Source organism: Rahnella inusitata (assembly GCF_018288855.1).
In the GTDB taxonomy this organism is placed as follows: Bacteria; Pseudomonadota; Gammaproteobacteria; order Enterobacterales; family Enterobacteriaceae; genus Rahnella; species Rahnella inusitata.
In genome coordinates, this window is sequence record NZ_CP065024.1 from 2,294,841 (window position 1) to 2,310,375 (window position 15,535).

15 protein-coding genes and 1 tRNA gene are annotated in these 15,535 nt (G+C 54.1%); 11 read left to right on the forward strand and 5 right to left on the reverse strand.

Annotation, left to right across the window (positions count from 1 at the left end; translation table 11 throughout):
- Nucleotides 1-5: 5 nt before the first annotated feature.
- The 3 genes from I2123_RS10790 to I2123_RS10800 form a co-directional block, all read right to left on the reverse strand.
- Entirely contained in the window at nucleotides 6-512 is a 507-nt protein-coding gene (locus I2123_RS10790; RefSeq protein ID WP_213052417.1) for an SRPBCC family protein, read from the reverse strand.
- Between the two features lie 135 nt (nucleotides 513-647).
- The gene (locus I2123_RS10795) at nucleotides 648-1,562 is read right to left on the reverse strand and encodes a LysR family transcriptional regulator (protein ID WP_213052418.1); all 915 of its coding nucleotides are present in this window, start codon (nucleotides 1,560-1,562) and stop codon (nucleotides 648-650) included.
- A gap of 108 nt (nucleotides 1,563-1,670) precedes the next feature.
- Complete coding sequence (locus I2123_RS10800; RefSeq protein ID WP_112168532.1) at nucleotides 1,671-1,886, reverse strand: YgdI/YgdR family lipoprotein; 216 nt, start codon at nucleotides 1,884-1,886, stop codon at nucleotides 1,671-1,673.
- Between the two features lie 471 nt (nucleotides 1,887-2,357).
- On the opposite strand from I2123_RS10800, the gene I2123_RS10805 reads away from it, so the two are divergent.
- The 10 genes from I2123_RS10805 (at nucleotide 2,358) to I2123_RS10850 (ending at nucleotide 13,174) form a co-directional block, all read left to right on the forward strand.
- Complete coding sequence (locus I2123_RS10805) at nucleotides 2,358-3,482, forward strand: branched-chain amino acid ABC transporter substrate-binding protein (protein ID WP_112168533.1); 1,125 nt, start codon at nucleotides 2,358-2,360, stop codon at nucleotides 3,480-3,482.
- 60 nt (nucleotides 3,483-3,542) lie between these two features.
- Nucleotides 3,543-4,457, forward strand: coding sequence for an ABC transporter permease subunit (locus tag I2123_RS10810; protein WP_213052419.1), 915 nt, complete (start codon nucleotides 3,543-3,545; stop codon nucleotides 4,455-4,457).
- Between the two features lie 10 nt (nucleotides 4,458-4,467).
- Nucleotides 4,468-5,760, forward strand: a complete 1,293-nt coding sequence (livM, locus tag I2123_RS10815; protein ID WP_213052420.1) for a high-affinity branched-chain amino acid ABC transporter permease LivM — start codon at nucleotides 4,468-4,470, stop codon at nucleotides 5,758-5,760.
- An 11-nt stretch (nucleotides 5,761-5,771) separates the two neighbouring features.
- A complete protein-coding gene (locus I2123_RS10820) occupies nucleotides 5,772-6,647 on the forward strand; it encodes an ABC transporter ATP-binding protein (protein ID WP_112168566.1) in 876 nt (291 codons plus the stop codon).
- Entirely contained in the window at nucleotides 6,644-7,360 is a 717-nt protein-coding gene (locus tag I2123_RS10825) for an ABC transporter ATP-binding protein (RefSeq protein WP_112168536.1), read from the forward strand. Before I2123_RS10820 ends, I2123_RS10825 begins: the two co-directional genes overlap by 4 nt.
- Nucleotides 7,361-7,798: 438 nt before the next feature.
- Nucleotides 7,799-10,105: a phosphatidylglycerol--membrane-oligosaccharide glycerophosphotransferase gene (gene opgB / locus I2123_RS10830; RefSeq protein ID WP_213052421.1), complete on the forward strand. Its 2,307-nt coding sequence runs from the start codon at nucleotides 7,799-7,801 to the stop codon at nucleotides 10,103-10,105.
- 150 nt (nucleotides 10,106-10,255) lie between these two features.
- Nucleotides 10,256-10,360 (forward strand): AraC family transcriptional regulator, encoded by a 105-nt coding sequence (locus I2123_RS25455; protein ID WP_274611825.1) that lies wholly within the window; start codon nucleotides 10,256-10,258, stop codon nucleotides 10,358-10,360.
- A 168-nt stretch (nucleotides 10,361-10,528) separates the two neighbouring features.
- Nucleotides 10,529-11,371 (forward strand): MetQ/NlpA family ABC transporter substrate-binding protein, encoded by an 843-nt coding sequence (locus I2123_RS10840; protein WP_112168539.1) that lies wholly within the window; start codon nucleotides 10,529-10,531, stop codon nucleotides 11,369-11,371.
- A gap of 11 nt (nucleotides 11,372-11,382) precedes the next feature.
- Complete coding sequence (locus I2123_RS10845; RefSeq protein ID WP_112168540.1) at nucleotides 11,383-12,537, forward strand: methionine ABC transporter ATP-binding protein; 1,155 nt, start codon at nucleotides 11,383-11,385, stop codon at nucleotides 12,535-12,537.
- On the forward strand, nucleotides 12,518-13,174 hold the full coding sequence (locus I2123_RS10850) for a methionine ABC transporter permease (protein WP_056780917.1): 657 nt from the start codon (nucleotides 12,518-12,520) through the stop codon (nucleotides 13,172-13,174). Before I2123_RS10845 ends, I2123_RS10850 begins: the two co-directional genes overlap by 20 nt.
- Nucleotides 13,175-13,227: 53 nt before the next feature.
- On the opposite strand, the gene I2123_RS10855 is transcribed toward I2123_RS10850, so the two are convergent.
- Nucleotides 13,228-14,541 (reverse strand): NAD(P)/FAD-dependent oxidoreductase, encoded by a 1,314-nt coding sequence (locus I2123_RS10855; RefSeq protein WP_213052423.1) that lies wholly within the window; start codon nucleotides 14,539-14,541, stop codon nucleotides 13,228-13,230.
- Between the two features lie 322 nt (nucleotides 14,542-14,863).
- On the opposite strand from I2123_RS10855, the gene I2123_RS10860 reads away from it, so the two are divergent.
- Nucleotides 14,864-15,016, forward strand: a complete 153-nt coding sequence (locus I2123_RS10860; protein WP_112168542.1) for a Hok/Gef family protein — start codon at nucleotides 14,864-14,866, stop codon at nucleotides 15,014-15,016.
- A 161-nt stretch (nucleotides 15,017-15,177) separates the two neighbouring features.
- On the opposite strand, the gene I2123_RS10865 is transcribed toward I2123_RS10860, so the two are convergent.
- Nucleotides 15,178-15,253: transfer RNA gene (locus I2123_RS10865), tRNA-Asn, on the reverse strand.
- Nucleotides 15,254-15,535: the final 282 nt, after the last annotated feature.

Consider the following 15,535-nt stretch of genomic DNA (forward strand, 5'->3'; position numbering starts at 1 on the left):
CTTAATTATTTCGCCGCCGCCTCAATCAGGCCATCAAGCCATTCCTGATGACCATTAAGCATGGGATTGGGGCGCGTATTTGCCAGTTCTTTGGCCGGGCTCCCGTTTTGAGTTTCTTGAGTCAGGATACGCAGACGGTTACCGGGGAGATCTTCCAAAAGCCATGCATGATGTACATCAAGGCGTTCAGCAGTGTTTTCTTCACCGGACCAACCGTGCCATGCCAGACGAGCAGGCTGGCCTTCTGCTGGCGCAACGAACTCCACGACCTGAGCCTCAACAGGGAAACCAAAGGTGCTGAAGTAAAAGCGCACCCGATCTTCCAGTTCCGGTCCTTTATTGTCATAAAAGCGCACATCGGCGGAGTTTTTGTAGTAGTCCGGCCACAGGAATGGCTGGCTCAGCAACGGCCAGACATCATTGACATTCAGAGCCGGGATAATCATTTCATTAGAGACAAAGTTATCGGTAAAACCCGGAACAAAACCTTCTGGCCAGTTAATCGCGTTCATAAATTTCTCCAGTTGCGTTAATTGATTGCACTGTGTGTGCCGTTACGGCAGCAACACTCAACGTGATGACCGTGATTATTGGCGCAATGGAGTTATAAGGCGAATTACCATTTCTTATTCTTAGAATAAGAAAAGTTATATCACGGTAGTAGAATGCTGACTGATCTCTACGCACAAAGCGCGGATCCACTGATGAGCGGGGTCTCGATGGGTTCGTTCGTGCCAGGCCATGCTCTTGGTAAATCCCGGGACGTTTAGCGGCAAGGGGATGATGGCGAGATCGCTGTCAACCGGGACCATACGACTGGGCACAACGGCAATCATATCGGTTGATCGCAAAATATCCGGTATCACCAGAAAACTGTTAACCGATACACCTACCCGCCGCGTAAGACTGAGCTCAGCCAGTGCCTCATCCGTTACACCCATAAAGCGACCTTCTGTGGACACCAGAATATGTTCCTGTTCGCAGAATTGTTCGAGCGTCATTTCTGAAGCTGCCGCCAGAGGATGATGGCAACGTGCTACGCAAACATATTCTTCCTGATAAAGGGCTCGTCCGTGCAGGTCATCGGGTGTGGTTTGTGGGGTAACCAGAGCGAGGTCAACTTCACCCCGTGATAGTTGCTGATACATGCGCTCACTGTCCACGGACCTTACGGCGATTCTGATGCGCGGCGCATGTTGCTTTAGCGCGGCTATCAACGGAACGACAACGGCCTTAAGTGCATAGTCCGTTGCGACAAGGGTATAAGTCAGTTCCGCCGTCATGGGATCAAATTGCATTGGTTTTAGCAAAATGGCGATATCGGTGAGGATTTGCTTTACCGGCATAGAAAGCTCGCTGGCCCGCAGTGTGGGAACCATGCCGTGACTGGTGCGAACAAAGAGGGGATCGCCAAAATAATCACGCAAGCGGGTAAGCATGCCACTGACGGCAGGCTGAGTCAGGGAAAGGCGCTGTGCAGCCCGCGTCACGCTGCCTTCGTCCAGTAACGCATCCAGGGCCTTAAGAAGGTTAAGGTCCAGGGCTCTGATATCATTTTTCATTATGAAGTAGCCTGACAATTATAATAATTTTAATTGAGGCTAAATGCTCAGGAAAAGGGTGTCCAGCCCGTTCAGCCTTTCTGCGGGGATAATTTAAAACCAAACCACCTACTTTTTCACAATCCCCGCAATATCATTGGTATTCATCAGATGATAATCACCGTTCATGTCGGTGTAGCTGGTCATGCCGGTATCGCGGTCGCGATCGGGTTCGCCATGGGCGAAGAACTGATCACCGGCCTTGGTGTTTATCACGTAATCACTGGCGCAGCCGGTGAGCGTCAGGGCCAGCGCGAGGGCGGCGAGGCAAGATAATTTCTTCATTGTTAAGTCGTTCCCTTTGCAATTTTCTGCCCGCATTACAAAACAACCCGCCAGAACATGCAAAGGATAAAAATGTCACGAAGCGTAATTGTGCGTGGCAGTTCGCATGAATTCTGGCGGGTTATTTTGGTGCACAGCGCGGCGACATCCTCATTTCCCTCATCTTTTCAGCACCAGCGCAGTGCGGTGTGATCCCGCCGTTGTTTCTGCAACTTGCTCCGGGGGGTTGCCGCACGCGCTCTATACTCAAAATGACCTGCAATTGTGTTTCAGATTGCAACACTGGCAGCAATTTTGCTTGAGGTTTACACCTTTAGCGAAACCGTAAGGAAACTCCGCAGTCGTCCCCGGGAAGATTTCAACCACTCCATTCAGTGCTTTTTGTTCGTGTTTAGCGTCAGGATTTAAGACCACGCTCCGGCGTTCTTACTAAAACCATTTTGCTCAAACAGGCTACTAAGGAACACGATGATGTCGATGAAATTTATAAGAAATCCGCTTTCTCTTTTACTGGCAGGGTGTCTGGCGACGGCGTTTTCCGCGCATGCAGATATTGTGATTGGCGTTGCAGGCCCGTTCACCGGTCCGAACGCCACCTATGGCGATCAGTACTGGCATGGCGCTACACAGGCCGCCGAAGACATTAACGCCGCCGGCGGGATTAATGGCGAAAAAATCAAACTGGTCCAAGGCGATGACGCCTGTGAGCCAAAACAAGCGGTCGCCGTTGCTAACCGTTTAGTCGATCAGGACAAAGTGCAGGCGGTGGTCGGCCATTTTTGTTCGTCCTCTACGATGCCAGCTTCCGAGGTGTATAACGACGCCGGAATCATTGCCATCACCCCCGGATCCACCAACCCGCAAATCACCGAACGCGGCATGAGCGATATGTTCCGCATGTGCGGGCGTGACGATCAGCAGGGGCTGGTCGCCAGTGATTACATTATCGACAAACTGAAAGCCAAAAAAGTCGTGATCATTCACGACAAGGACACCTACGGTCAGGGGCTGGCGGATGCCACCAAAGCGGCGCTCAACAAACGCGGCGTGAAGGAAGTGATGTACGAAGGGTTGTCGCGTGGCGAAAAAGATTTTAATGCGCTGGTAACCAAAATCAGTGCGCAGAAACCTGACGTGGTGTTCTTCGGCGGTTGCCATCCGGAAGCCGGTCCGTTAGTGCGCCAGATGCGTGAACAGGGCGTGCAGGCGACGTTCTTCTCCGGCGACTGCATCGTCAATGAAGAAATGGTAACGGCAGCGGGCGGTCCGCAATACACCAACGGCATCCTGATGACCTTCGGCAAAGACCCGCGTCTGATCGCCGAAGGGAAAACCGTTATCGATAAATTCCGCGCCAATAAGTTCGAGCCGGAAGGGTACACGCTGTATTCCTACGCCTCCGTGCAGGCGATTGCTGCCGCGTTCAAAGCCACCGGCGGCACCGATTCTGCCAAGGCCAGCGCCTGGCTGAAAGCGAACAGCGTCGATACCGTGATGGGTAAAAAATCCTGGGACAGCAAAGGTGATCTGAAAGTCTCCGATTACGTGGTTTATAAATGGGATGACAAAGGCAAATACCAGGAAGTGAAAGAATAACCATATCAGCCAAAGACCGCGTTCCCGTTGAACGCGGTCGCAAAAAGAGACTGCGTATTTATGGATTCATTCTTCCTGCAACAGCTGTTTAATGGCATCACGCTGGGTGCGGTGTACGGGCTGATCGCCATCGGTTACACCATGGTTTACGGCATTATCGGGATGATCAACTTTGCCCATGGCGAGGTGTATATGATCTCCGCTTACCTCTGCGCCATCGCGCTGGCGCTGCTGTCTTTCTTCGGGGTGCACTCTTTTCCGTTGCTCATCCTCGGCACTCTGGTGTTCACCATCGTGGTGACCGGCGTGTATGGCTGGGCGATTGAGCGCATTGCCTACAAACCGCTGCGAAACTCCACCCGCCTCGCGCCGCTGATCTCCGCGATAGGCATGTCGCTCATCTTGCAAAACTACGCACAAATCAGTCAGGGTCCGCGACAGCAGGGGATCCCGACAATGTTTGATGGCGCGCTGCGTTTTCACATCGGCGACAGCTTCGTGCAGATGACCTATACCAAATTGTTCATTCTGGTGGCGGCGTTTGTCGGAATGCTGGTGCTGTCGTGGATTATCAGCAGCACTAAACTCGGGCGTATGTGCCGCGCGGTGCAGCAGGACCGCAAGATGGCGTCGATTCTGGGCATCAATACCGACCGCATCATCTCGCTGGTATTTATGATTGGCGCGGCGATGGCGGGGCTGGCGGGCGTGCTGGTGACCATGAACTATGGCACTTTTGATTTTTACGCCGGATTTATCATCGGCATCAAAGCTTTTACCGCAGCTGTGCTGGGCGGGATCGGTTCGCTGCCGGGCGCAATGCTGGGCGGCCTGATTTTAGGCGTCGCCGAAGCGCAGTTTTCGGGCATGGTGAACTCGGATTACAAAGATGTGTTCTCCTTCGGATTGCTGGTGGTGATCCTCATTTTCCGCCCTCAGGGCCTGCTGGGTCGCCCGGTAGTATCTAAAGTGTGAGGGAGAAAAAATGACGTCACAAACTGCTGTTATTGATGGCGGCTTCTCGCTGAAACGCTGTCTGCTGGATGCCATTTTCGCCGGGCTGGTCGCGCTGATTATCTTCGGGCCGGTGGTCGGCGTGGTGCTCGATGGCTACAGCTTCAACTTCCATTCACAACGGCTGGTGTGGATTATCGCCGCGGTCATGGCAGGGCGGTTCTTGCTTAGCGCCTTTCTGGAAACCGCCGCCGGGCAGAAAATGCGGGCACGCTTTGAAAGCGAAAGCGCGGGAGTGTATGTCCGGCATGTGGATCATAAAAGCAGCCTGCGCTGGGTGCTGCCGCTGTTAATCGTGCTGGCGATATTCTTTCCGTTTGTCGCCACCAAATACATTCTGACCGTCGCGATTTTAGGGCTGATTTACGTGCTGCTCGGTCTCGGGCTGAATATTGTGGTCGGGCTGGCGGGGCTGCTGGATCTCGGGTACGTGGCGTTTTACGCCATAGGGGCTTACGGGCTGGCGCTTGGCTATCAGTATCTTGGTCTCGGGTTCTGGTCGATGCTGCCGCTGGCGGCATTGATGGCCGCTCTGGCTGGTGCGCTGCTCGGGTTCCCGGTGCTGAGGATGCACGGCGATTATCTGGCAATCGTCACGCTCGGCTTTGGTGAAATCATCCGGCTGGTGCTGACCAACTGGCTGTCGTTTACCGGCGGACCGAACGGCGTCTCTGCGCCTGCGCCAACCTTTTTCGGGCTGGAGTTCGGGCGGCGGGCAAAAGAGGGCGGCGTGCCTTTTCATGAGTTTTTCCATCTGACGTATAACCCCAACATGAAGTTTATTTTTATCTACGCCGTGCTGGTTCTGGTCGTATTGCTGGTGCTGTTCATCAAACACCGGCTGACACGCATGCCGATTGGCCGTGCGTGGGAAGCGCTGCGGGAAGATGAAATCGCCTGCCGCGCGATGGGGCTGAATCACGTGCTGGTTAAACTCTCCGCATTTACGCTCGGGGCCTCCACCGCCGGGATCGCAGGCGTGTTTTTCGCCACCTATCAGGGCTTCGTGAATCCTACCTCGTTTACCTTTTTCGAATCCGCGCTGATCCTCGCCATCGTGGTGCTTGGCGGTATGGGCTCGACCATCGGCGTGGTGCTGGCGGCGTTTGTGCTGACCGTCGCGCCGGAGCTGCTGCGCAGTTTTGCGGAATATCGCGTGCTGTTATTTGGCGTGCTGATGGTGGTGATGATGATCTGGCGGCCGCGCGGGTTGATCCGCATCAGCCGCAGCGGATTTGCCGTACGTAAAGGAGTCGCACCATGAATGCCGCGGTCATGAATGAAAGCATCCTCAGCGTTAAACATCTGATGATGCACTTTGGCGGTATTAAGGCGCTCAACGATGTGAGTCTCGACGTGAAGCGAGGTTCAATCACCGCCCTGATTGGCCCGAACGGCGCAGGGAAAACCACAGTCTTTAACTGCCTGACCGGTTTTTATAAAGCCTCCGGTGGCACGATTTCACTCAACACGCGAACTGGCTCGACCAACGTCGTTCAGGTGCTCGGGCAGAAATTTCAGCCGGATGACTGGCTGAAACCGGCGCAGCTCGGCAGGCGGATTTTCTACAAAATGTTTGGCGGCACCCATCTGGTGAACCGTGCCGGGCTGGCGCGCACCTTTCAGAATATCCGTCTGTTCCGCGAAATGTCGGTGGTGGAAAACCTGCTGGTGGCGCAGCACATGCAAACCAACCGCAATCTGATTGCCGGAGTGCTCAATACGCCGGGCTATCGTCGTGCCGAGAATCAGGCGCTGGATCGGGCATTTTACTGGCTGGAAGTAGTGGAACTGGTGGACTGCGCCAACCGGCTGGCGGGGGAGATGTCTTACGGCCAGCAGCGGCGGCTGGAGATCGCCCGCGCCATGTGCACCGCGCCGGAAATGATTTGCCTTGATGAACCGGCTGCCGGGCTGAATCCGGTGGAAACCCGCACACTGAGCAAAATTATCCGCTTCCTACGTGACCATCACGACATTACGGTGCTGCTGATCGAACACGATATGGGCATGGTGATGGAGATTTCCGATCACATTATTGTGCTCGACCACGGCGACGTGATTGCCGGAGGGCCGCCGCAGGAGATTGTAAACAATGAGAAAGTCATCGCAGCCTATCTGGGTGCTGACGAAGACGAGGTCAGCCTATGAGCCAGGCGATGCTGGAGTTTAGGGAGGTGGACGTCTATTACGGCGCGATCCAGGCGTTGCAACAGGTCTCTTTGCAGGTGGATCAGGGCGAAACTGTGGCGCTGATCGGCGCGAACGGGGCGGGAAAATCAACGCTGCTGATGTCGATTTTTGGCCAGCCGCGCATTCGCAGCGGTCAGATTTTATTTTGTGGCGAAGATATCAGCCGTAAATCCACGCATTTTGTGGCATCAAAGGGCATTGCGCAGTCGCCGGAAGGGCGGCGCGTTTTCCCGGATATGACCGTCGAAGAAAACCTGCTGATGGGCACCATTCCCATCGGCAATAAATACGCGGCGGAGGATCTGCAAACAATGTTCGAACTGTTCCCGCGCCTGAAAGAGCGACGCAGGCAGCGGGCGATGACCATGTCCGGTGGAGAGCAGCAAATGCTGGCGATTGCGCGGGCACTGATGAGCCGTCCGAAACTGTTGTTGCTGGATGAACCGAGCCTTGGCCTCGCACCGATTGTCGTCAAACAGATCTTCCAGACGCTGCGGGAACTGGCACGTAACGGTATGACGATTTTTCTGGTTGAACAGAATGCGCACCATGCCCTGAAACTCTCCGATCGCGCTTACGTGATGGTTAACGGTCAGATCCGTATGAGCGGCAGCGGGGAGGCGTTGCTGGTCGATCCGCAGGTCAGGAAGGCGTACTTAGGCGGCGCGTAGGAAACTCGACTGCACTGAACATTCAGACCCGTGATGCCCGTATCGCGGGTTTTTTTAGATGTCCCTCTCAGTTTTATCTGATTCCCAAAACCCTCCTCCACAATTTGCTCATACTCTTCCGATAACATCCAATTCCTACAATTTAGTGACCGGAAGGTTAAATCTTTGAGGTATCATACAGAGATAACCATCACGAATTTGTGAGAAAGAGGTTTATTCGGACAAATCAGTGACCTAAAACAGCATCAGGGCGTTGACCCCCTGTTGTTCAGCAGGCTATATAGCGTCACCCGTTTTTGGCACAAAATTTTCCTGTCTCAGGGATGAAGTGAATGACAAACGGGTCATTTACTCGATGAATTTAACCGTCGGCGCTGCTGACCAATCAGCAGACTGGGTCGTTGTGTTTATTTTTTTTAATCAGACAGGGCGCTAAAAATGGCTTCTGAGTGGCTTTCATTTGTTTTGTTTCTCTCCTCTATCTATTTCTACGTCACACGGGCGTCGGCCGGGCGCATCTGGTTTTCGCTGGTGCTGTTCTTTTTAGGGCTTTACGTCATTCTGAACGTGATCCTTATCGGCAGTAACTATTTCACCGGTGAGGGCATCACCGATGCCGTGCTCTATACCGTCACCAGCAGCCTGAAAGGCGCCGGTCTGAACAAATACATCCTGCCGTTCCTTGGTTTACTGGCCGGTTTGATCATCGTCTTCTGGCTGCTTGCCTGGGGGCTCAAACAACGTCGCGCCAAAAACAGCAGCGCGGTGTACAGCGTGCTGGCCGTGGTGCTGGCGGTGTTCTCGGTCGGCTCCACGCAGGCATTCCAGAACATTTCCCGCCTGGTGAAAACCCAAATCTCCGGCAGCGGTGCGGATTTTGATACCTATTACAAAGTCCCGGTCAAAGCCGTGAAGGGCGAGAAAAAGCCGAATCTGGTCTACATCTACGGCGAAAGTCTGGAACGCACTTATTTCGATGACAACGTCTTTCCGGGGCTGACCACTGAACTGAGTCGCCACAAAGCGCAGAGCACCGATTTTACTAACACTAAGCAGGTGCCGGGCACCGGTTACACCATCGCCGGTATGGTGGCTTCTCAGTGCGGCATCCCGCTGTTTGCGCCGTTTGACGGCAATGCCTCCAGCGCCTTAGCGACGTTCTATCCGGAAAACGTTTGTCTGGGTGATGTCCTCAAAGGCGCCGGCTACACCAACTATTTCTATCAGGGGGCGGAACTGGCGTTTGCCGGTAAAGGCACCTTCCTGAAGTCCCACGGTTTTGATCATCTGTACGGCTATAACGAACTGCGTCCGACCGTTGCGGATCCGGCGTACAAAAATGACTGGGGCTGGTATGACGACACGCTGCTGGACGAGGTGTACAAGAAGTTTGTCGAGCTGAGCAAAGCTGGTAAACCGTTCTCCCTGTTCACGCTGACTGTCGATACGCATCACCCGGACGGTTTTATCTCCCGTGGCTGCACACGTAAAGCCTATCCGCTGACCGGCAAACCGAATCAGTCTTTGAGCGCGGTCTCGTGCAGTCAGGAGCTGATTGCGGCGTTTATCGACAAGATCAAAGCCTCGGGCTATTTCGATAACACCCTCATCGTGGTGTCTTCCGATCATCTGGCGATGAACAACACCGCTTACAGCACGCTGACCAAACAGAATCGCAAAGACCTGTTCTTCGTGCTCGATGGCCGTCATCCGGTGGGCGATCTGAATGCCGCCAAGCGCAGCACGCTCGATAACGGCGCCACTGTGCTGGATATGATGGGCGGCGATAACTACATTGGCCTCGGGCGCAGCGGGATTTCCGCGACGTCCATGACCGAGCAGTTCCTCAATATCGATGACAAAGTGAATGCCTGGAAACCGGCGGTTATCAAACAGTGGGGCTTCCCAAACAGCATCAAAAATTACACCGTCAGCAACAAGGAAAACAGCTTCACCTTCTCTGGCATGACCATCAAAACGCCGTTCATTTTGAAAGTCACCAAAGACAAAATCGAGCCGATGTTTGACGTCTATTTATCCACGCCGCTGAAAAAACAGCTCGCTACGCTGTCAACCAGCGATAACTTCGTCTGGGTGGATAAATGCTATGAAATGGGCCGCGTCTGGGCACCTGAGCTGTCGCTCAATACCGGTCTTTGCGTGGCGTCCGGTAATCTCGGGGCGCGCCCGACTATCGTGCAGGCGAACGGCGATAGCTTCAAAGGTAAAGTCGATTTTGTGAAGGACATGTCTGGCAGCAATGCAATTTATCAGCGGACGGTGAAAACGCTCAATATTGATGATGCGGACACGACGTATAAATCCGCCGCGATTGCCTTCATGGTACCGGGGCTGCCTGAGCAGGTGAAAGCAATTGCCGGGGTTTCCGCCGTGGAGAACTGGGGACGCTGGTCTGATGCGAATCTCGCACCGTCGGTGAAAATCGATTACGTCAAACCGTTGCCAACCACTTTCGACGTGGTGATCCGCGCCAGAGCCTACGGCAGTAACATCGATAAACCGGTGTCAGTCCGCGTTGGCGATCAGGAGCAATTCGTCTCCTTTGGTGATAAAGACGGCACGGTGAAAGTTCAGTTCACCAATCCTGGCGCGGCGCAAAGCATTGTCATCACGCCGCCGTCACCGACCGAACCAACCGAAGGCACCAGCGGCGGTTTCCAGCCGCGTAAGCTGGGCATCGGCATGGTTTCCCTGGAAGTGCAGCCGGTAGAACCTGAGTCGTAAGGCCGGGTTGTAAGAATGAGAAAACCCGCTGCGGCGGGTTTTTTATTAGCTGAAGTTCCACCCCGCGCGGGTTTAGCGGATCCGCCCGTCAGCCAGCCACCGAGTGCCAGTCTGCCTTCTTCAAACACCAGAATCTGGTCGGCGTCGCGTATGAGCGTTTCGACTGCCGCATATCACGTGGGCTATACGCCCGCTCATTTCTCCGTTGTTTTTCGCAAAAAGTTTGGTTTTTCACCCAAATCCCTGCGCGGATAGACCTTATCTTTTTTATCGCTTTACTTTGCCATTTCACATATTCATTTCAGGAATATGTATCTCTTAAACAATATTATAAAGAAATAAGCCGATGGGTATACTCGCCAAATTCCTGCACAGAATCACAGCCCTGTGCAGGCAGCTCATACACACTTTTGGGGATACTCGATGCGTACAAAATTTAACAAAACTAAGACCCGCGTTAACCGTGCTTTTTTACTGGCAGCGACGTCCGCTGTCATGATTTCCAGCGGCATTTTGGCTCCGCTGACGGCTGCTCATGCAGCAGATAAAACAACCATCAAAGTCGGTATCATCAGCGGCGAAGACGAAGATGTCTGGCGGGAAGTGGTGAAGCAGGCAGCGGCGAAAGGGCTGACCGTTAAGCCGGTGGTGTTTAATGATTACAACCAGCCTAACGAAGCGTTGCAAAATGGCGAAGTCGATGCCAACGCCTTCCAGCATCAGCCGTTCCTCGATAATCAGATCAAAGTGAATCATTACGACATCGTGCGCGTCGGTTATACCGCCGTGTGGCCAATCGGTTTGTATTCTAAAAAAGTGAAAAAAGCTGACGAGCTGAAAGACGGTGCGGTCATTGGCGTGCCTAACGATCCGGCCAACGAAGCGCGCGGCCTGATCCTGCTCGAACAATCCGGTGTGATTAAACTCAAACCGGGCGCAGGCATTTTCGCGACCACCGCAGACATCACAGAAAACCCGCGCCACGTCGTCATCAAAGAGCTGGACTCCGGCATTATTGGCCGTTCCGTACCTGATCTGGATGCAGCGATCGTCAATACTGACTGGGCGCTGAAAAGTGGCCTGACGCCAGCCGATCGCATTGCGCAGGAGCCGGTCAAAGGCAACCCGTACAACAACTTCATTGCAGTGAAAACAGAAAACGCCAATGCGCCGTGGGTGAAAACACTCGTTTCCTCCTACCAGAACGACGACGTGAAAAAAGTGTTTGATAAGGTTTATAAAGGCACCGGCGTCACGGCCTGGTAAGGATGTAAAGCATGACGATAATCTCTGAGATCGACGCGCATTTTACCGCTACCTCTGCGGATGACAAAAAAGCCGCCGCAGCGGGAGTAAACGCGTTCGTAAGAGCTGAGCGAACAAGCGCGGCAGATGATGCCGAAGACGTGGTGCGATTGCACCGCGTTAGCCGCCGGTTCGGCACCACGCAGGCACTCAAGGATGTGTCGTTAACGGTAAGGCGGGGAGAAATCCTCGGCCTTATCGGCCGCAGCGGGGCAGGGAAATCCACCCTGATCCGCTGTCTTAACGGACTGGAGCAGCCCGACGACGGTGTGATCGAAATCGAAGGCCACGCGATAACCGGCCTGAGTGAGAAAGCGTTGCAATCGGTGCGCAGCCGCGTCGGCATGGTATTTCAGCATTTTAATTTGCTGTCGGCCAAAACTGTCGAACAGAACGTCGCGCTGCCGCTGAAAATCGCCGGGTATGACAAGGCTCGCCGTCAGGCGCGTGTGGCCGAATTGCTGGCGCTGGTCGGGCTGGAAGACAAAGCCAAAAACTATCCGGCAGCGTTGTCTGGCGGGCAAAAACAGCGCGTCGGCATTGCGCGCGCGCTGGCTGCCAGTCCGGCATTGTTACTGTGCGATGAAGCCACTTCGGCGCTTGACCCTGAAACCACCCGCTCTATTCTGGCGCTGTTGCAGTCGCTGAATCAGACACTCGGCATCACTATTTTGCTCATCACTCATGAGATGGAAGTGATCAAAAAGATCGCTCATCGGGTGGCGGTCATTAACGGTGGGGAAATTATCGAAGAAGGCCCCGTTTGGCAGGTGTTTGCCCATCCTCAGTCGCAGCTGACACGCACCCTTTTACAGGGCTTGCTGCCGCAACTGCCGGAGGCGCTGGCCGAACGGCTGACGCCGGTACGTCAGGGCGAGGCGATTTACAGCGTGCATTACGCCGGGCAGGGCAGACAGGGCGAAATCCTTACGCTGATGGCTGCCGAACTGCCGGGACAATTTCGCCTGATCCAGGGCGGGGTCGATCATATTCAGCATTACGCCATCGTGCGCTTTTTCTTCTCTGTGCCGGTCGATAATGCCGCCTCAGAGCAGGCCGTTTTACACTGGTTGGAACAGCACCAGGCAACCGTGGAGCTGACAGGCTATGTCTCCAGTAATGCTTGATTTATTGATTAATGCCGTCGAAGAAACGTTGCTGATGACCGCCATCTCCGGGCTGTTTTCCCTGATTGCCGGTCTGCCTTTAGGGCTGATTTTGGTGATGAGCAGCCCCGGCGGCATCGCTGAAAACCGCTGGGTGAACCGGTCGCTCGGGCTTGTCATCAACGGTTTTCGCTCGTTGCCGTTCATCATTTTGCTGGTGGCGTTAATTCCGGTCACACGCTTTCTGGTGGGCACATCACTCGGGACGTGGGCGGCGATCGTTCCGCTTTCAATTACTGCGACGCCTTACTTTGCGCGCGTGGCTGAAGTTTCCCTGCGAGATGTTGATCGCGGGCTGATCGACGCTGTGCGGGCGATGGGTGCGAGCAAACTGCGCATTGTCTGGGACGTACTTATCCCGGAAGCCTTGCCAGGCATTTTGTCCGGATTCGTGGTGACGCTGGTGGCGCTCATTGGTGCATCGGCGATGGCCGGTGCGATTGGCGCGGGCGGGTTAGGTGATCTGGCAATCCGCTACGGCTACCAGAGGTTTGAAACGGTGGTCATGATTGAAGTGATTGTCGTGCTGATTGTCATGGTGTGCGGCATTCAGTGGCTGGGCGACCGCATCGTCGCCCGCGTCGATAAACGTCATTAGCCCTCGTTGATTAAACAAGCCGGTCATCTTTTGCAAGGTGACCGGCTTTCGCGTTACAGCTCACTGCGCGAACGCCAGCGCTCACGGGCCATAAAACTCTTCACACCGACATCCAGGAACGGGCGCGGCGGCAGATAATTGGCGCGTCCGACGGTTTGCATATCCGCCAGCAGCGGATTGTCTTCCCCCAGCGCATGTTCTGCCAGCAACCGGCCAAATGCGCTTTGCTTGGAACTTCCTGAGCCGTTACATCCCGCCGATGAGTACACATTCTCCGACAGGTTTCCCCAGACCGGTGCACCGTTGCGGGTAATGCTGATGAGACCTGACCAGGTGTAAGCCATATTGACGTCCTGTAGCTGCGGGTAAATTCGCGCGAACAGCTGCTGATGGCGGCGGGCGTGAAGGCCAGTCTCCACCGCGCCGGTCACCAGACCCGGCGTAAAGTTGACGTGCTCGCGGATCAGAAAACGGTGATCGGCGGTGTAGCGCAGGGTTGCCCCGGCCAGTGCATTCACCGGGGTTGAGCCCCAGGGTGAAATATCGCCAATGCGCTGACGCTGTTCCGGCGTCAGCGGCTCGGTCAGCGTCGCGAAGGTCGACATCGCAAACACGTTCCCTATAAACAGCGGCAATCCCCGCGCCGCGCCGTTGATCGCCAGCATCAGTTTACGCGCCCGCACTTCACCATGCGGCGTTTCAGCTCGGATAGTGCCCTGGGTATCGATCTGCAAGGCAGGGGAGTTGGCGTAGACCGTCACATTCGACGGCAGCGATGCGACCAGCCCGCTGATAAGCGCTGCCGGATTCACCAAAATGCAGTTCGGCGTATACACGGCGCTGCGATAAAAACCGGTGCCCAGACGCTGTTTCAGTGCTGTGTTATCCAGCAGTTCAAAGCTTTCGCCGAGCGTCTTGAGCTCCTGCTGATAGTGCGCAATCTCGCCGTCAAACTGCTCGCTGACCGCGCAATGGTATTTACCCGAATTCTGCCAGTCACATTCAATAGCGTGCTGATCAACAGTTTCTTTCAAACTCTGTAGCCCAAACTGCAACAGCCGGCGATAGGTATGAGCCTGCTCCAGCTCTGCCGACGTACTGCCCACCGTGTGCGGCAGGTCTATCACAAACCCGGAATTACGCGCCGAGGCGTTATCTGCTACGTCCAAAGCCTCGAGCACCACAACGTGCTCATGCGGACGAAGTTCGGCAATCCGCCTTGCAAATGCCAGCCCTGCAAACCCGGCACCGATCACCAGCCAGTCTGCCGTCACGTTGCCGTGCAAAGCGGGATGACGCGGGGTATTCCCCCGAAGTGCTGCCCAGCCGTTGATATTTTGATCGAGAGGTAAATTTCTAATTTTCATTGTCGCATCATGCCGTTATCCCGGAGAGTTCGATCCTAATTCATGGCCGTATAGATGTCTAATGCGCAATAAGGATAAAGATATAACGGTTGGAGTAACGACAGCGAGTCAGTGGCGAAAATTAGGACAAAATGAATAAAAAGCAGGCTGGGGAATATGGGTAAAATGCGCGCGGGTGCTTGAGGCTTATGTGGCTTGAGCATTGTTGTTCAGAACATATAAGGCAAAAGCCCCGAGTTAATTTTTCAATCAACCCGAGGCTTTCCATACCTAGACAGCATGAGAATAGCCTCTTAATAGCAGAAATGCAACGGAGGGTAAGATGTCGCGAAAGCTTGTTTTACATGGACTCATCGTGATTTGTTTCACGCTGCTGGCCTGGACCTGGATGGTACGTGACTCACTGTGTGAGCTGCATATTAAACAGGGTTTGACGGAAATTGCGGCAGTCTTAAGCTACGAAATTAAGCGCTAACCGTAGGGTGGGGTTCGCCCCACCTTTTTGGTTGTTGTCGAAGTATAGAACCTCAGGCACCCATTCCTGCTTCGTCGTTTACGTTCATGCTTTACCGGATATCACTGTTTTCCAGACAGCAAAAAGCCCGCTTAAGTTTCCTTAAGCGGGCTTTTCTAATATGGCTCCTCTGACTGGACTCGAACCAGTGACATACGGATTAACAGTCCGCCGTTCTACCGACTGAACTACAGAGGAATCGTTGGAACGGGGCGAATAATAGCGACTGCCCCTGTGCATGTCAAAGGGTTAACGAAAAAAGTTGTCTGACTGCTTTCTTAATATCCAACTTGTTGACTATTAAGACAAAGTGATTAAATCCTCCGCCATTTTGTTCTTCCGCTCCCACGCTGACAGCCAATGTTGCACTAAAAGCACTCATAAGCTGCCTGTTTGTTGTGCATCAGTTGCGAGCACTGTTGCTGATCCCCAATCCTGAGCACGTTTTTTGCCAACTTTAAGCCCTGAGAGGGCAGCGAA

Excerpts from the sequence above, each read along its gene's own strand:
- I2123_RS10790 (WP_213052417.1), bottom strand. The coding sequence starts at position 512 with ATGAACGCGATTAACTGGCCAGAAGGTTTTGTTCCGGGTTTTACCGAT.
- I2123_RS10795 (WP_213052418.1), bottom strand. The coding sequence starts at position 1,562 with ATGAAAAATGATATCAGAGCCCTGGACCTTAACCTTCTTAAGGCCCTG.
- I2123_RS10800 (WP_112168532.1), bottom strand. The coding sequence starts at position 1,886 with ATGAAGAAATTATCTTGCCTCGCCGCCCTCGCGCTGGCCCTGACGCTC.
- I2123_RS10805 (WP_112168533.1), top strand. The coding sequence starts at position 2,358 with ATGTCGATGAAATTTATAAGAAATCCGCTTTCTCTTTTACTGGCAGGG.
- I2123_RS10810 (WP_213052419.1), top strand. The coding sequence starts at position 3,543 with ATGGATTCATTCTTCCTGCAACAGCTGTTTAATGGCATCACGCTGGGT.
- livM (WP_213052420.1), top strand. The coding sequence starts at position 4,468 with ATGACGTCACAAACTGCTGTTATTGATGGCGGCTTCTCGCTGAAACGC.
- I2123_RS10820 (WP_112168566.1), top strand. The coding sequence starts at position 5,772 with ATGAATGAAAGCATCCTCAGCGTTAAACATCTGATGATGCACTTTGGC.
- I2123_RS10825 (WP_112168536.1), top strand. The coding sequence starts at position 6,644 with ATGAGCCAGGCGATGCTGGAGTTTAGGGAGGTGGACGTCTATTACGGC.
- opgB (WP_213052421.1), top strand. The coding sequence starts at position 7,799 with ATGGCTTCTGAGTGGCTTTCATTTGTTTTGTTTCTCTCCTCTATCTAT.
- I2123_RS25455 (WP_274611825.1), top strand. The coding sequence starts at position 10,256 with ATGAGCGTTTCGACTGCCGCATATCACGTGGGCTATACGCCCGCTCAT.
- I2123_RS10840 (WP_112168539.1), top strand. The coding sequence starts at position 10,529 with ATGCGTACAAAATTTAACAAAACTAAGACCCGCGTTAACCGTGCTTTT.
- I2123_RS10845 (WP_112168540.1), top strand. The coding sequence starts at position 11,383 with ATGACGATAATCTCTGAGATCGACGCGCATTTTACCGCTACCTCTGCG.
- I2123_RS10850 (WP_056780917.1), top strand. The coding sequence starts at position 12,518 with ATGTCTCCAGTAATGCTTGATTTATTGATTAATGCCGTCGAAGAAACG.
- I2123_RS10855 (WP_213052423.1), bottom strand. The coding sequence starts at position 14,541 with ATGAAAATTAGAAATTTACCTCTCGATCAAAATATCAACGGCTGGGCA.
- I2123_RS10860 (WP_112168542.1), top strand. The coding sequence starts at position 14,864 with ATGTCGCGAAAGCTTGTTTTACATGGACTCATCGTGATTTGTTTCACG.